The sequence below is a fragment of the Synechocystis sp. FACHB-383 genome, from assembly GCF_014698605.1.
In the GTDB taxonomy this organism is placed as follows: domain Bacteria; phylum Cyanobacteriota; class Cyanobacteriia; order Cyanobacteriales; family Microcystaceae; genus Synechocystis; species Synechocystis salina.
Window position 1 is genome coordinate 27151 of record NZ_JACJTJ010000050.1, and the last position, 16477, is coordinate 43627.

13 protein-coding genes and 1 pseudogene are annotated in these 16477 nt (G+C 48.1%); 6 read left to right on the top strand and 8 right to left on the bottom strand.

All coding sequences use genetic code 11. The features are described 5' to 3' along the window. Positions 1-4: 4 nt before the first annotated feature. The 6 genes from H6G45_RS15565 to H6G45_RS15585 all read right to left on the bottom strand — a co-directional run bounded on the left by H6G45_RS15565 (position 5) and on the right by H6G45_RS15585 (position 6243). Positions 5-376 (bottom strand): DsrE family protein, encoded by a 372-nt coding sequence (locus H6G45_RS15565; RefSeq protein ID WP_190599315.1) that lies wholly within the window; start codon positions 374-376, stop codon positions 5-7. A 3-nt stretch (positions 377-379) separates the two neighbouring features. Beyond that, positions 380-1588, bottom strand: coding sequence for a transposase (locus tag H6G45_RS15570; RefSeq protein WP_242018198.1), 1209 nt, complete (start codon positions 1586-1588; stop codon positions 380-382). A 63-nt stretch (positions 1589-1651) separates the two neighbouring features. Beyond that, complete coding sequence (locus H6G45_RS19890; RefSeq protein WP_277922729.1) at positions 1652-1786, bottom strand: hypothetical protein; 135 nt, start codon at positions 1784-1786, stop codon at positions 1652-1654. A gap of 156 nt (positions 1787-1942) precedes the next feature. After that, positions 1943-3463, bottom strand: coding sequence for a DNA repair protein RadA (radA, locus tag H6G45_RS15575; RefSeq protein ID WP_190599317.1), 1521 nt, complete (start codon positions 3461-3463; stop codon positions 1943-1945). 185 nt (positions 3464-3648) lie between these two features. After that, on the bottom strand, positions 3649-4977 hold the full coding sequence (urtA, locus tag H6G45_RS15580; protein WP_190599318.1) for an urea ABC transporter substrate-binding protein: 1329 nt from the start codon (positions 4975-4977) through the stop codon (positions 3649-3651). Positions 4978-5280: 303 nt separating this feature from the next. Beyond that, complete coding sequence (locus tag H6G45_RS15585; protein WP_190599319.1) at positions 5281-6243, bottom strand: DNA polymerase III subunit delta'; 963 nt, start codon at positions 6241-6243, stop codon at positions 5281-5283. Between the two features lie 68 nt (positions 6244-6311). Between H6G45_RS15585 and H6G45_RS15590 the strand changes: the two genes are divergently transcribed. From H6G45_RS15590 to H6G45_RS15615, 6 genes and pseudogenes are all read left to right on the top strand, one after another. Beyond that, positions 6312-7268: a methyltransferase domain-containing protein gene (locus H6G45_RS15590; RefSeq protein ID WP_190599320.1), complete on the top strand. Its 957-nt coding sequence runs from the start codon at positions 6312-6314 to the stop codon at positions 7266-7268. A gap of 231 nt (positions 7269-7499) precedes the next feature. Beyond that, complete coding sequence (ureB, locus tag H6G45_RS15595; protein ID WP_347338282.1) at positions 7500-7817, top strand: urease subunit beta; 318 nt, start codon at positions 7500-7502, stop codon at positions 7815-7817. Positions 7818-7931: 114 nt separating this feature from the next. Further along, a complete protein-coding gene (gene purB, locus H6G45_RS15600; protein ID WP_190599322.1) occupies positions 7932-9227 on the top strand; it encodes an adenylosuccinate lyase in 1296 nt (431 codons plus the stop codon). 128 nt (positions 9228-9355) lie between these two features. Further along, positions 9356-10288 (top strand): isoaspartyl peptidase/L-asparaginase, encoded by a 933-nt coding sequence (locus tag H6G45_RS15605; RefSeq protein ID WP_190599323.1) that lies wholly within the window; start codon positions 9356-9358, stop codon positions 10286-10288. A 1451-nt stretch (positions 10289-11739) separates the two neighbouring features. Then, complete coding sequence (locus tag H6G45_RS15610) at positions 11740-12267, top strand: DoxX family protein (protein WP_190599324.1); 528 nt, start codon at positions 11740-11742, stop codon at positions 12265-12267. Between the two features lie 202 nt (positions 12268-12469). Continuing rightward, a pseudogene (locus tag H6G45_RS15615) lies at positions 12470-13030 on the top strand (alpha-isopropylmalate synthase regulatory domain-containing protein); the annotation flags it as partial. Between the two features lie 69 nt (positions 13031-13099). On the opposite strand, the gene H6G45_RS15620 reads toward H6G45_RS15615, so the two are convergent. Continuing rightward, positions 13100-15112 carry a c-type cytochrome gene (locus tag H6G45_RS15620; RefSeq protein ID WP_242018199.1) on the bottom strand — a complete coding sequence of 671 codons (2013 nt, stop codon included), beginning with the start codon at positions 15110-15112 and terminating at the stop codon, positions 13100-13102. 49 nt (positions 15113-15161) lie between these two features. Beyond that, positions 15162-16346, bottom strand: a complete 1185-nt coding sequence (locus H6G45_RS15625; protein WP_190599326.1) for a cupin domain-containing protein — start codon at positions 16344-16346, stop codon at positions 15162-15164. Positions 16347-16477: the final 131 nt, after the last annotated feature.

Here is a 16477-nt window from a genome sequence, read left to right on the forward strand (position 1 = left end):
GTCGTTACCAGGAAAGGGTTTTGGTGTCATCTTGGAACAAAGCTTCTCCAGTTAGGGCCGGATTACCGACTTTGATTCCCTCCAGCAGATCGCTTTCGCTAATTCCATACTTTTTCATGCAGGCTGGACAAGCGATAACCAGGCCGCCCTTTTTCATAATGGCCCGGAGAGTTGCTTGTTGCTCTTGGTACTGATCAGCTTTGGCCTTGGAAGCGAGCAAGATGCCCTGGTCATTGAGAAAAATGGTTAGGGGATGTCCACGTTCCAATTGAGCTTGGGAAAAACCGATCGCCATGGTGCTACGATAAGCTTGATCGGTGGTGAGGTTGTTGACATCCTCCAACCCGGCTAAAGCCGGGGGATTTCTAGACCTCACAATCTAGGTTTTCTGCTTCACAGCCAGTTGACTAGACCCTGTTACCAGAATCCCCGTCACCTCGACTCCACAGACATTTTCTATTCCCCGTTGCCCACGGGTACAAATTACTTGGGCGGCGGCAGTATCCCTAGGTTTAATCGAGCCACATTCAGGACAGTGGTGTATTCTCACGCTTAAGTCCTTTGAGACCCTAGCCCCACAATCAGGACATTGTTGACTTGTCCCTTTGGGGTCTACCTTGCCGTAAAACACTCCTCTTTGAAAACAGACCCAAGGCAAAATCTGATTAACAAATTGTCCTAGTCCAGCATCGAGAGTGTGCTTTCCTAGCATTCCTTTAGCCATAATGCGAAAATCAAGGTCTTCCACAAAAATGGAGTCTCCCTGGTCACACAACTGGTGAGCTAACTTAAAATGCCAATCCTTACGGGTATCAGCAATTCTTTCATGAAGTCTTGCTATTTTGCGACGGAGTTTAGCTTCATTGGCACTTCCCCTTTGCTTAGTTTTGAGCCTTCGTTGTAGCAATTTAAGCTGACGTTGAAGTTCACCGAAGAAACGGGGACGTTTTACCTGTACACCGTCGGATGTGGACAGGAAATATTCCAATCCCACATCAACACCGATGGGATGGCCGTGGAAAGGCACATCAGGAACACTCACATCTGATTGCAAGGTAAGCATGACAAAATAGCCCGATGCTTTTCTCACTACCCTCGCTTGTTTCGCCATAAACCCATCTGGAATAGGACGGGAATAGTGCCACGCCACTATGCCAATTTTCGGAAGTTTGATCCCTTCTGCGGACACCGGATTTTTCCCTAACTGAGGGAAGACAAAAGAACGCAGACTGTGCCGCTTTTTAAAGCGTGGAAAACCAAACCCTCTTTTTTGCATATCACCCCAAGCCCGCTCCAACTGCCTTAAGGTTTGTTGAAGTATTTGGGAATGGGTGTTAGCTAATTCAGGAATGTGTTTTCTTGCCTCTGTCAAGCGTTTTGCTTGGACATGGTAATCAGGAAAGGGTTCGTCCGCACAGAGAATGTATTCACCTCGAATCGAGCAAGCATTAACCGGAGACTTACGAGAAGCACACCAATCCTTGCGTTCCCGCAGGGCATAGTTCCACACCTTGCGACAGACATTGAGGTTTTCCTCTATGTCTAACACTTGTTGTGGAGTTGGTTTCAGCTTGTAGGCGTAGGTCATAGTTAACATACCCAAATTTTAGCTTACACAAGATATTTTGTGTGTAAAACTTGCACCTGCCAATTAAAGCCGTCCTTCAGGACAGGGTTTTAAACCCATTTTTCTGATAAAGAGGGGATCTTCGTTGCCAGCTAAAACGGGCAAACTCAGAGGAACGGCGGTAAGAAAAACACTGGCCACAAAGGCGATTGCTTTCATCGGGGTCTTTCAGGATAACGAACAGAACAATTAACTTATTTTAGGTTTATCGTTAATAAATTACTCCAGACAGCCTGTCAAACATTAGATTAGATTTGCCTGCGATTTGATGGCTGTTAAAAAACAGTAAAATCTGGAGTTAATTGACCCCGTGGATCACTTTATGGCGGGGAGATGGGGCGGAGTTTCAGATTTTATTGACATCTCCTTATTTGTACTAGTGTCTTCATTGGCTGGTAGGGCAACGGCGATCGCCGCAAAGACTTTACCCACAGGGATGAGTTTAATGCCAGCGGATTCAATCCCAGTCTGACCTTTAGGGACAATGGCTTTTTTAAAACCGAGCTTGGCCGCTTCCTTTAAACGAATTTCTAGCTGGGAAATGGGGCGAATTTGACCCCCTAAACCAATTTCCCCCAAAATAATCATGGTTGGATCCACCACCCGGTCCCGAAAACTGGCCACCAGGGCGATCGCCATGGCCAAATCCACCGCCGGCTCTTCCACCTCCAGACCCCCCGCCACGGATAGGTAAGCATCTAATTTAGAAAGGGGTACCCCCAGACGTTTTTCCAGTACGGCAAGAACTTGCAAAAGGCGATTGTAATCCACCCCTGTAGTTGATCTCCGGGGGGAAGCATAACTGGTGGGACTAACCAAGGCCTGTAACTCCACCACCAGGGGTCTAGTTCCTTCACAGGCCACCGTAATGGCAGTGCCGGACATAAATTCTTCCCGACTGCCCAAAAACAATTGGGACGGATTGAGCACTTCCTGCAGTCCCGACTGCACCATTTCAAAAATGCCAATTTCTTGGGTCGCACCAAAACGATTTTTAACAGATCTGAGTAAACGATGGGACGCAAACCGATCGCCCTGGAAATATAACACCGTGTCCACCAAATGCTCCAGCACCTTCGGCCCGGCGATCGCCCCTTCCTTTGTGACATGGCCGACAATAAATAAACTAATGTGATCCCGTTTGGCCAATTGCATTAACAGACCTGTACATTCCCGGACCTGGGAAACGGAACCAGGGGCTGAACTAAGGGCTGGAAAATATAAATTTTGAATACTGTCAATAATGGCCACCTGGGGTTGCAGGGCTTCCAACTCCCGCAAAATATCCTCCAAATTAGTTTCTGGCAAAACAAATAAATTGCCGTCATGGGGGAGGTTTGCCTCTGCCATTGTGCCGTCACTAGCGTTGACAGTTTGGGTAATACCTAAACGGGTGGCCCGGAGCTTGATTTGTTGTCCCGATTCTTCCGCTGAAACGTATAAAATCCTGGGTAAACGGGTGGCTAACTGGAAAGCCACTTGCAGTAACAAAGTCGATTTACCAATGCCCGGATCTCCCCCAATTAAAATTAATGCCCCAGGCACAATGCCTCCCCCCAAAACCCGGTCTAACTCCCCATAGCCAGAGGGAAAACGCCCTTGATTTTCCTGGTGAATTTGAGAAAACGTTAAAGCCGCCTGGGGTTGCCCAGTTTTTACCCTGGCAGAACCGGATTTTTGCGCCCCTAAACTGCGGCGATTGGTACCGCTAGAAACGGCATTGACCACCTCTTCCTGGAGAGTGCCGTACTCATGGCATTTAGGACAACGGCCAAACCATTGGGCATGGTCGGCTCCACAGGCAGAGCAAACAAACTTTGTCCGGGCTTTAGCCATGGGTGCCAAGGAGAATAAACGTAGGGCCTATCTTGACCTAATCACCCTCAATGGAGCAAGAAAAAGCCACTGACCCATTCAAATCCCGTCAGGGGGAAATCAATGTAGCCAATGGCCCTAATAACTCAAACCATCAAACAGTGAGCAGTGTTATAGCTATTTACTCGGTTGAAAAAGATGCCACCTTAGCTGGCTTTGAACTTACCGGGGTTTTCCACATCGGTGCGGGTCCAATCACAGGTGAAACCCTTGGTTTCCGGTACGAACTGGTTCCAGGGGATGGGATCAACGGGGCCTTCACTAGACCAAACAATGGTGAACTGACCTTCGTCATTGACTTCCCCAATGCGGACAGTTTTGGAAATGTGGTGGTTGGGTTGCATGGTCACCATGCCTTCTGGGGCATCAAAGGTTTGACCGATCGCCGCCGCCCGGACTTTTTCTAGCCCTTCGGGGGTTTCCCCTACATCACCCGCCGCTTCCACCGCTGCTTTCCAGAGGTAAACGGAAATATAGGCCGCTTCCATAGGGTCATTGGTCACCCGGTCTTCGCCATACTTGGCTTTAAAGGCCGCTACAAACTTCTGGTTTGCGGGGGTATCCACGCTTTGGAAATAGTTCCAAGAAGCATACTGACCGAGCAGATACTCCTTACCGATTTGCCGTACTTCCTCTTCCGCCACACTCACGGACATAACCGGATATTTGTCGGGGGTCAAACCAGCGGCTTGGATCTGTTTGAAGAAGGCAACGTTACTGTCCCCATTGAGGGTGTTGAAAATTACGCCACCATCGGGCAGGGCTTCCCGAATTTTGGTGATGATGGGGGTAACTTCGGTGTTGCCTAGGGGCAGGTAATCTTCCCCTAGGGTTTCGCCACCTTTGGCCTTTAACTGCTCTTTAATGATGGTGTTGGCAGTGCGGGGGAAAACGTAATCGGAACCCACCAGGAAGAATTTATTCCCCTTGTTTTCCAACAGCCAATCCACTGCCGGTTCAATTTGTTGGTTGGGGGCAGCACCGGTGTAGAAAATGTTTTTCGAACATTCCTGACCTTCGTACTGTACCGGATACCAAAGCATGTGGTTTTTAGCTTCAAATACGGGCAGTACCGCTTTACGGCTAGCAGAAGTCCAACAACCAAAGACGTTAACTACCTTGTCTTGGTCAATCAACTTCGCTGCTTTTTCCGCAAAGGTGGGCCAATCGGAAGCACCATCTTCTTTGATGGCTTCAATGGGCCTACCCAAAACTCCACCGGCCGCATTAATTTCCTCGATCGCCAGTTCCGCCGCTTCCACTACGGTGGTTTCACTGATGGCCATGGTGCCACTGAGGGAGTGGAGTAAACCAACTTTGACTGGTTCCCCGGTGGGGGCCGTTCCTTCGGTGGGGGTGCCGGTGGGTTCAGTGGTCGGTTCTGTCCCACCACCACAGGCTTTGAGCAATAGACTGGCGCCTAGGGTTGCTGATCCATACAGCAAAAATTTACGTCTTCCAAAAGGGTTAGTCATACGCGAAAAATTATTACCTCGTAAGGATTCTAAATATGCTTGTTGGCTGGTGGAGAGGAGTTAATTGGGCGGAAACAGTGCTCTTAAAAAGTTTTTATCCGCAGTTTATTTAGGTCAACAAGGGAAGGTATTTCCGAGAGTAGGTTCGCCGGAAACAAATAAGACCCCATACTACGAGCAGGTTAAGAAACAATTATGTAGCATAGGATACAGTCTTTCCCGGACTAAACGTATTTTTGGCCCGTTTTGCTCCCATTGTCAGGGAGGTTTGGCATTGGAACCGTTCAAAGGGAACAATCTTGATTATTGGCGATGATCGCCGGAAGATGGCAGACGATGGAGGGCCAGAAAAGTCGCTTCCCACACGAGGCGGGGTTGGACGTAGGCGGCCAGATACCGACGGGCTTTCTCCAAAATTTCTAGCCATTGCCGTTGGCCGTAGCTCTGCCAGTAATGGTATTGCAGATAGTCCACCAACCAAAGTTGGGCACCATTGTCGAGGTTACTGTCCACCAGTTTGGCTAAATCAAAGGCGGCCAGGGGATCGGCGGGGGGCTGAATTAACTTTTGCCGCAGTTCAGTGGGGATACTCTGCATCTGTTCCCAAGCTTCAAACAGAATGCCAGGACTGCCCTGGGCGATCGCCAACAGTTCAGGGTGATTAAGGATTTCCTGACGGCCTAGCCTTTGCAAAATTTTGGCCATGTCATCTTCCCCCAAACGATAAAAAGGAATGCGCTGGCAACGGGAAACAATGGTGGGTAGGAGGACATCGACGCTGGGGGCCAGCAGGATCAAAGTGGCCCGCCCCGGCTCCTCCAAGGTTTTTAGTAAAGCATTGGCCGCCCCTTCATTCATGGCTTGGGCTTCCTCAATCAGGATGACGGCTCTGTCCGCTTCCAAAGGGGGACGGCTGAGGAAACGGTTAATTTCTCGAATTTGTTCGACCCTGATCAGGGGAGCAGCCCGTCGTTTGAGCCCAGCTTGCTCGGCTTCGGGGGCGGTTAATAGTTTGCCCTGATGTTGAAAAGTTGGCTCTATTTTCAGGAGGTCAGGGTGATTGCCGGCAAAAAAACGTTCCTGGCGATTGGGTTGAGCTTCCCATCCCATTAATAAGGTTTCCCCAAAAGCCTTAGCAGCCAAACTTTTGCCTACCCCATTGGGCCCCACCAACAAATAGGCCGGGGCAATGCGCTCCTGGGCGATCGCCTGGTGTAGTAAGGCAATGGCTTGGTCTTGGCCAAGGATGGATTGGAAGCGATTCATGGCCCTGCCCAACTTTGTTAACCTAAACAAGATTAATACTTAACTTTCCCTGCTGTTTTAACTATTCCATGCCCGAGTCTTTGCTTCTGCCCGCTGGCCTCTTTTCCCTCTCCCTGGCGATCGCCGCCGGATTATATTTATTCACCGCCCGGGGCTATCAATCATCCGATTCCGTGGCTAACGCCTATGACCAATGGACGGAGGACGGCATTTTGGAATATTACTGGGGCGACCATATCCACCTCGGCCATTATGACGATCCCCCAGTAGCCAAGGATTTTATCCAGTCAAAAATTGATTTTGTCCACGCCATGGCTAAGTGGGGAGGACTAGATACATTACCCCCTGGAACTACCGTGTTGGATGTGGGTTGTGGCATTGGCGGCAGCAGTCGTATTCTCGCCAAAAATTATGGTTTTAACGTTACGGGCATCACCATTAGCCCCCAACAGGTTAAGCGAGCCACAGAATTAACCCCTGCAGGCCTGTCAGCCAAGTTTGCGGTGGACGATGCCATGGCCTTATCTTTCCCCGACGCTAGCTTTGACGTGGTGTGGTCAGTGGAAGCGGGGCCCCACATGCCTGATAAAGCCATCTTTGCGAAGGAATTACTGCGGGTACTCAAGCCAGGGGGCATTTTAGTAGTAGCGGACTGGAACCAGCGGGACGATCGCCAAGTGCCCCTCAATTTCTGGGAAAAACCGGTGATGAGGCAATTGTTGGATCAATGGTCCCACCCAGCCTTTGCCAGTATTGAAGGTTTTGCGGAAAATCTGGAAGCCACTGGGTTAGTGGAGGGCCAGGTCACCACCGCCGATTGGACTGTCCCCACCCTCCCCGCTTGGTTGGACACCATTTGGCAGGGCATTATCCGGCCCCAGGGCTGGTTGCAATATGGCTTGCCTGGATTTGTCAAATCGGTGCGGGAAGTACCCACTATTTTGCTAATGCGCCTTGCCTTTGGCACCGGACTTTGTCGCTTTGGCATGTTTAAGGCGGTGCGGAAAGATGTTAATAAGGCTTAAAGAACTATGCCATGGCCACGGATCTGTTTTTAGGGTTACTGTTGGGGAGTATCTTAATTTTTTGCTTAGCAGCCCTAAGAGCGTGTTTGGAAAGTTTTATTCTGCCCCCTAAATCTCCTTCGGCAATACTGAGGGACTTTCGCTCAGTTTCCCCCCAAATTTGGGGGGCCGGGGGGGCTTTTAAAACAGGCCCTAAGCTAATTAACTAATACCCACAGCTCAACTAACCATATTGCCACTATGATTCCCGGCGAAATCATCACCCCCGAAGGTTACCTAGAACTAAATGTTGGCCGCCCCACCTGCACCATCAACGTGGCCAACACCGGCGATCGCCCCATTCAAGTCGGTTCCCATTACCATTTCTACGAAGTCAATGCCGCTTTGCAATTTGACCGAGATTTGGCGAGGGGCATGCGGCTAGACATTCCCGCAGGAACGGCGGTGCGTTTTGAACCAGGGGACGAAAAAACCGTTAACTTGGTGGCCTATGCCGGCAGTAGGGAAGTCTATGGTTTCAATGGCTTGGTGAATGGCCCTTTGGATTAAATCAGGCGATCGCCGCCTATTTTTGTTGACTGCCGAACTTTTGCATCGCTTCTAAATCTGACGATGGTTGCCGCCAAATAGTAAAATTAAGCGGTTGTTTGGAGAATTGGCCCTGTGATCGAACGTTACACCCTGCCTGAAATGGGCAAAATTTGGACGGATACCTACAAGCTACAAACCTGGCTAGACGTGGAAATTGCCGTCTGTGAAGCCCAGGCGGAGTTGGGTTACATCCCTCAATCAGCGGTGGACGAAATCAAGGCCAAAGCCAAATTTGATCCCCAACGGGTGTTGGAAATTGAGGCGGAAGTACGTCACGATGTCATCGCCTTTTTGACCAATGTTAATGAGTATGTGGGAGATGCGGGGCGTTATATTCACTTGGGGTTAACTAGTTCCGATGTGTTGGACACAGCCTTGGCACTGCAGTTAGTGGCTAGCCTCGACCTGATTTTAGAGCAGTTGGAAAAACTAATTCAGGCCATCCGTTACCAAGCCCAACAACATCGTTACACCGTCATGGTGGGTCGTTCCCATGGCATTCACGCTGAACCCATCACCTTTGGTTTTAAATTGGCCGGTTGGTTGGCGGAAGTGCTAAGAAATCGGGATCGTTTGGTGCGGGTAGCCCAGTCCATTGCGGTGGGGAAAATTTCCGGTGCCGTGGGTACCTATGCCAACATTGACCCCAAAGTGGAGGCGATCGCCTGTCAGAAATTAGGATTGGAACCGGACACTGCTTCTACCCAAGTTATTTCCCGGGACCGCCATGCGGAATACGTACAACAGTTGGCTTTGCTAGCCGCATCCCTGGAACGTTTTGCTGTGGAAATCCGTAACCTGCAACGCACCGATGTGTTGGAAGTGGAGGAATATTTTTCCAAGGGTCAGAAGGGTTCCTCCGCCATGCCCCACAAGCGCAACCCCATCCGTTCAGAACGGTTAACAGGAATGGCCCGCCTAGTCCGGGGCCATGCAGTGGCGGCCCTGGAAAATGTCGCCCTCTGGCATGAACGGGATATTTCCCATAGTTCCGTGGAGCGGGTAGCCTTTCCCGACTGCTGTATTCTGACCCATTTTATGTTGAAGGAAACCACGGATTTAGTGAAAAATCTGTTGGTGTACCCCGAAAATATGAAACGCAATATGAACGTTTACGGCGGGGTGATTTTCAGCCAAAAAGTTCTGTTGGCCCTGGTGGAAAAGGGTATGAATCGGGAGGAAGCTTACCGTGTCGTGCAAGGTTCCGCCCACCAAGCCTGGAATACGGAAGGGGGAGATTTTGAAAAGTTAATCCGGGCCGATGGCCAAGTAACCACCCTGCTTTCCCCTGAGGAAATTGACCAATGCTTCGACCCCCAACAACATTTGAGCAACCTGGCGGAAATTTATAGCCGTTTGGATATTTAGTTAGAAGTTCGAATATGTCTTTCTGTTTGGCTGTGCCCCATAGTCACCGAGAGTTCCTGGTCTATCTTCAACTTGTTAATGCCGGGCTGACCAACACCCACACCTTTACCTAAAATTCTATAAATTCTATGACCCCCAAATTAATCATCCATGGTGGTGCCAGTTCCCTCGACGATAAGGGGGGCTTAGCCACTGTGCGCCAATCTCTGCATCAAATTGTGGCGGCGGTGTATGAAACGTTAACAGCGGGGGGCAGTGCCCTGGAAGCAGTGGTACAGGGTTGTGAACTGCTGGAAAATAATCCCCGTTTCAATGCTGGAACTGGTTCTGTGCTCCAGTCCGACGGCCAGGTGCGCATGAGTGCCTCCTTGATGGACGGCGATCGCCAGAATTTTAGTGGGGTGATTAATGTTTCCCGCATTAAAAACCCGATCCAGATGGCCCAGTTTTTGCAGGGTCAAACGGACCGGATTTTGTCTGACTATGGCGCAGCGGATTTGGCCAGGGAAATGCAACTACCCATTTACGACCCCGCCACTGACTTTCGCATTCAGGAATGGATGGAGGAACGGGGGGAAGATGTGCGTAAAAAAATGGCTCGGTTAATTGCCGATCCTACCGCAGGCATTGAAGCCAGAAAAGGCACTATCGGGGTAGTAGCCCTAGACAGCAATGGTAAAATCGCGGCGGGCACTTCCACTGGGGGCAAGGGGTTAGAGCGCATTGGCCGGGTGAGTGATTCCGCTATGCCGGCGGGGAACTATGCCACCCGTTTTGCTGGGGTTAGTTGCACCGGAGTGGGAGAAGACATCATCAATGAGTGTTTGGCGGCCAAGGTGGTAATCCGGGTCAAAGACGGCCAAGATTTAGCCCAGGCCATGGAAAAATCCATCGCCGAAGCTTTGGACAATAATACTGACCTAGGGGCGATCGCCTTGGATCATCAGGGCCATATTGCCTGGGGAAAAACCTGTCCCGTCCTCTTGGCGGCCTATCACACCGGCACCGCGATCGGAGACACCTTGGAGCTAACCGATGGGGACCACCACGGCAACATTTAATCCCTATCCCGATTAAAAATCACAATACACTCCTGAATTTGGTAGATATTTTTATTATTCTTACCTCATATTTTTTTAAAATAACTAAATTTAAATATCCCGTTAATTTATATTTTTTTAAGGGTGAAAATTCTCCCTTCTTACTATCGCTATTCTATCTTCCCTTTTTGGTAGTGTTATTTATAATGACCATAACTCATCACATTCGAGAATCAAATCATTAAGACAAGACGTTAGACCACTTGTTTCAAAAGAGATTGAGCGATAAAACTTATTAACATAATTCTGCAACCACTTAATTGATATTCCCAGCATTCTCGACAGACCCCTGAGAGATATTCGCTCTAGAAGACCTCGTTCAATGTATTCAATTTCTTGCTTACTTATGTAATGTTTGATAGGGGTTTTCACAAACTGCCTGCCGCATTTCTTGCATAAATACTTTCGTTTTTTATTGTGGATGCTGCTATTCTTCGAAATATGCAATGAACCCCACGATGGACAGGGAAGTTTACTTTTATCGTGATTACCCATAGCTCAATCAGTCAATTCAATGGTGTAAGTTTATATAATTTCTACCATGGGTAAATTTTATGGGAAAGTGACATAAGTAGTCCAGAGGTTCTATTTTTATCATGATTGCCATCTATTTTAGACTTTCACTACATAGATAACACCACCGTTGAATGGATTGAGTTTTTCTATAACCGCCAACGATTATATTCAACCATCGGTTTTCTTTCTCCATCTCAATTTGAGGATAATTTTTACCTCTACCCACAACCACCTGTCCCCGCTTAACTTCCCTCTCCATTTCTTCGAGGTAAGGTCAATACAGGGTTGTTGATTAAGGTGAGCGCCTATCTGATGGTGTTACGTTTGCAATCTCAAAAAGCTTTTAAGAATTTGTCAGTTGTGCAACTCCTACGCAAAATCAGGCTAGAGGTTGATCCAGGGCAATCGCATAAACCCAGAATTTCTTACTTTTGAAAAGATTTCTGTATCAGTTTGACACCACCCCCTCTTGTTGACTTTGTTCTCAACATTATTGATAATCTTTGCGGTTTATTGACAAGATGCAATTGCTCTGAAAGTTGATCTAGATTATTTCATCAATCAGCATTTTCATGCCCTGGTTGGCGGAACTTAGCTTATAAGCTGGTCTTCGGAGATATTGGGAATTATCAGAAGAAATTGGTAGATGTGCTGCAAACCATGCTGGCTCTGCATTTCAAGCATCACTAACATGAAAATCACTACCGTTCCCGCTCCCATTCTCCCAAGGCATATCAGGTAGCATTCTTCTTTACGTTACGTTACATTGAATGTAAAGATTTGTAATTCTGATGAGTCTAGCTGTGTGGTGTCTGGAATCACAGCAAGGTACAAAGGACTTTCATAATCAAATTTTTTAACTCAATTTGTTGTTCATCAAATTTTTTAGCTATTTTATGCCTTTACTTTCTTTGGTCACATCGCTACTCAAGCCGAGCCTACAACAAGACATCAAGTTTCACCTGGTTTGGACCGTGCTTCGAGTCGTGGTCGGTCTCATGATGATTCACAACGGGTTGGATAAGCTCGCTGACATTGAAGGGTTTTCCCGGGCCTATGTCGAAGTCATTGGACTTCCTTTCCCTATTTTCTTCAGCTACGTTGCGGCCTTTACAGAATTAGCCGCAGCTCCTCTGGTCGCGATTGGTTTATTAACCCGTCCGGCGGCATTAGGTCTGTTTAGCACAATGGCAGTGGCAATGTATCATCATGTTCTAGTCGCGGGACTCAGCATTCCTTACCTAGAATTGTCGGCAATTTATGCGTCTTGTTTCCTTTTTTTCGCTGTCAATGGTGCCGGGTTACTCTCACTGGATGCATTAATTGTCAATAAAATCGACGCAGCTGCCCTCGTGCCGATTACAACTAAGCGGACTTCGTTGGAAAATGCCTATGCTGCTGATGATACGATACGGTTAAGGTAGGCGAAAGTGCGCGCTAGAAGACACATTGCTGAAGTAATCTAGTCCATCTTACTTTTCCAATCAGGGTCAGAATCTGCCAAAATCTTTGAGGGGGATACAAATACAAGTAAGGGAGAAAAATCAACAGATAAGGAAGCAGAAATTAATGAACTGTATCGGCAAATAGGTAAATTGAAGGTAGAAAAGGATTTTCTAGCCGACAGATCAGCAAGACTGGGCTTGCCGGGCCATTTTAGAAACCCTCAAAGATCTAGAACAGCAAGGTTACCAATTTGAAGCAGAGGAAGCCAGCTTTGAACTGCTGATGCGCCAGGCCATGGGCGATCGCCAACCCCTATTTTTAGTGCAAGATTTCCAAGTACATTGGAACCTGCTCACCCCAGCGGAAAACCCCGCGTACCGTAATGCTTTAGCCACGGTGAAAGTAACTGTCAATGGGCAAAATATCCTGGAAGTGGCGGAAGGCAATGGCCCTGTGTCAGCCCTAGACCAAGCTCTGCGTAAAGCCTTGACCCGTTTTTATCCCCAAATTGCCGATTTTCACCTCACCGATTACAAAGTAAGGATTTTAGATGGGGGGACCGGCACATCGGCCAAAACCCATGTGCTAGTGGAATCCAGCAATGGCGATCGCCGTTGGACTACGGTGGGGGTCTCGGGCAACATCTTAGAAGCTTCCTACCAAGCTGTGGTAGAAGGCATTGAATACGGTCTGCGCTTACTAACCTGTGGACTAATAAATCAAGAGGTAATCTCCACTTGATATTCCTTGCCTAATCCTCACTCAATGACGCAGGGGTTAGTAATTGCAAAATTCAGATAGCTACAATTATCAATTGTGTGGTGAGCCAGAGCCCTCCGGTCTTGGTTGACCATCAATATAGGTGGCTAAGTCCCAAGCTTCTTGATCCGTTAAAACCCCATCAAATTGATAGGGCATATTGCCGTGAATAAATTCCGCTAGGGTATTAATCCTAGCCATCCCTGCTTGGCGATTGAAAGAATGGTCTCCCCACAGGGCCGGGCGATAATAGGTATCACTGCCATAGCGACCCTGCCCCAATGCACCATGGCAAAAAGCACATTTTTGTTCAAAAATTGCCTGGCCCAGCTTTAGATTCCCTGCCAATTTGGCGATCGGAGGGTAAGGCGTTTTGGGTAAATCTATGTTCAGTACCTGGGCCTGTTCATCCAACCACTGCATATAACTGATAAAAGCTTGGAAATCGGGATTATCAGCGGTAATGGGCAGAGGTTTGCCGTTCAGACTATGCTCAAAACAAAGATTGATTCTTTTTTGTAAATGGTCAGTTCCTGGGTATTGATATTTCTTCATCATCCCAAACCAAGAAGAAGCCTTAGGATTAGCCCCGGCATTTAAATGACAACTGGCACAATGAAGCTTGGCGGTGGGCACAAATTCCGGCATTTGCTCATAGGTTTGGGTTGATAGTTGATAACCCCGCAGAATGCTATTCCAATGCTGATTGTCCCAAGTGGTTATTGGTTTGTTGGGGGGAGAAACAACTTGGGGATCAATTTGAGTCGGGAGGGCGTCGGCAAAGGTAAAGCTAAAATCCGCCGAAGCAAATTTTTTCACATTGCTGCTGCGGGCAATGGAATGGCAACCCATACAGGAAGAGGTGTCCTGGATATAGGTTTCTAAGGTTGTATTGCCCAGTAAAGCCGGTAGAACGTGAAAAACAGTATCAGGACTTTTATCCGTCGGTGGTTTGGGAGTGGCCCATTGGGCATTGATTAACTGGTAATGGCTCCAAACAGAATTCTCCAGTCCTTGTTGCACAAGGCGATTAAGCTCCGCAATGTTATCCACCGCCTGAGTGGGTTGACTACAATCAGGATTTTGCGAGGGAATAGGGATTTTGCGGGTAACTTGATTGGGAATGCCTGGTTCTGTTTGTTGATTGGTTAGGCAATTGACACACCGATCGCCATGGAGGGAAAAGACTGTATTGGTGGAAGAACTGTGATTCAAGGCGGGGACATTGTCCACTTGTTCATAGGTGGACCAAATCCACTGGGGTGCACTTGGGGTTTTATACATAATGTGGAAACCCACCAAACCCACCTGGCGTAGTTGATATTCCTTGGTGGTTAAATTCTGCACATAGGCCGGCACTGTGTGGAAACGGCTGGATTCTTCTGGGTTAATCTCCCGCCAAGCAGCCTTAATCAAAATAGAGCCATCGGGGGCATTAAGTTTGGGCAAAAGAGCCTGTTGTTCAGGGTTGTAAAGCTTATTTTCCATCACATAATCAAACAACACCTTATTCATGCGAATTTCGTAACGCACCACGTTGCCCCACTGATCAGTCAAAGTTCCCGGCAGGGCCCCATCCGCTTTAGTGGGTTGAAAGTCGTCGTTAAGCACTTCATCAACCTTACTTTGGCGAAAGAGAATTTTGGTTGTCCTGTCACCAACTAAGTCATTAGGTAAGGGTTCATTACTATTCCATGGCTTTGGTGCAACCCCATTGGGTAAATAAACTTCACTGGTTTCTTTCCAGGTTTCCCACACCCTCGGCCCTGGAGCATTGATGGCTAAATTTTTGTTCGCCACCCCCCGATCGCCGACCATAGCGGGCCAATTAAGAGCAATAAATTCCTGCCAGGCAAAGCTATCCACTGCCCGTTGCACAACATTGAAATTGGTTTGCTTAAGTTCCCCTTCCACGTCTGTCGGCAACTGCCAACTAATAGCAAGGGGAGATAATTTGGCATTACAAACCCCAGGCAAAGGGATAGTGGGAACGATTTTAGAGCTGACTGGAGTTACCAGAGAAAAAAACAGCACAAAAATAATCATAACTAGGGCATAAGCCATAATTCTTCCTATTTTCATGCCATTATTCTCCCTTGGTATTTATAAATAATTATTTTTGAGTTGGTAGAGAAAAAGTTGTGTCTTGCACTGGTAATTGTTTGGTTAATTCTGGTGAAATTTGGAAAGTATTTCCTAACACCGAGCTAGGATTGCTGGCTAACCAATTACTTAGATCAATACTCTGGTAATCCCCATCATTGAAAACCACTAAAATATCCAACGATTTTTGGGAACTGTTGCGGAGGGCATGGCCATAACCCTTGGGCACATAACCCACGTCCCCCTGCTGGAGACGACTCACACTGGCTTTACCCTCGGAAGCAAAAACTGTCAAATCCATTTCGCCATCGAGAATATATTGCCACTCGTCCGCGTTGGGATGCCAATGGAGCTGACGCATGGCCCCCGGTTCCAAATGAATTAAAGCACCGGTCATGTTAAAACTGCCGGGAAATTCCTTAGCGCTGGCGAGTCTTAATTCATTACCACCCAAGGAAACTAGGGGTTGTTGCCCCAAGAGATTATGGGTGTGGGGAACTTCAATTTTGGCAGTTTGACCCTGGGGAGTCGCACTGGCCAAGGGGCCAGGAGCTGGGCCGTAGGAGGAAATATATACCTGTTTTTTGGGCAATTGGGCCACCTGGGCCGCCGTCCAACCTAAATTTTCTTCCACCCAGGCGATCGGGGTGTGGGAAAGCCAATCCGTAACACTAAAGGTTGCCCCTTCGGAAAAGGTGCCATCGTTGAACACCAACAAAAATTTGGCAGTGCCGGGACCAATCCCCTCAATGCTGTGGCCCCAACCCCGGGGAAAATACCAGAGTCCCCCTTTATCTACGTCGGCAATTTCCACTTTGCCCTCGGGACTGGTGAGGGTAATGCGGGTGCGGCCTTCCATGACATAGGCCCATTCAGCGGCGTTGGCGTGCCAGTGTAACTCCCTAATGGCCCCCGGCTCTAAGCTCATATAAACCCCCGCCATGCCTTTACTGACGGGAAAGTTATAGGTTCCCACCTGCTTAGTGGTGCCGCCGTCATAAAGAACTAGGGGTGTTTTGTTAAAAGCATAGCTAAAAGCTGGTAAATCCTTACCCCAAACCACATTGGAGAGCGACCGCCATTGTTGAGTTTGGGCAATAGTGGGGGAAAAAATCCCCAGACAAGTTACCAACAAAACACTCAATGCTACCCACAAAAACCGCCGTCTCAGCTTTCCCATTATCGAATCAACCATAGTGATGCTGGAATGGTCACAATCCAGTGATAAAAATTGTCTTTATCTGGAAAATAAACGAGGATTGTGGGGACGGTAACACCCCGTTAACAAAATGTAACTGATGCTAAGGGGAAGATTTTAGCAATAAA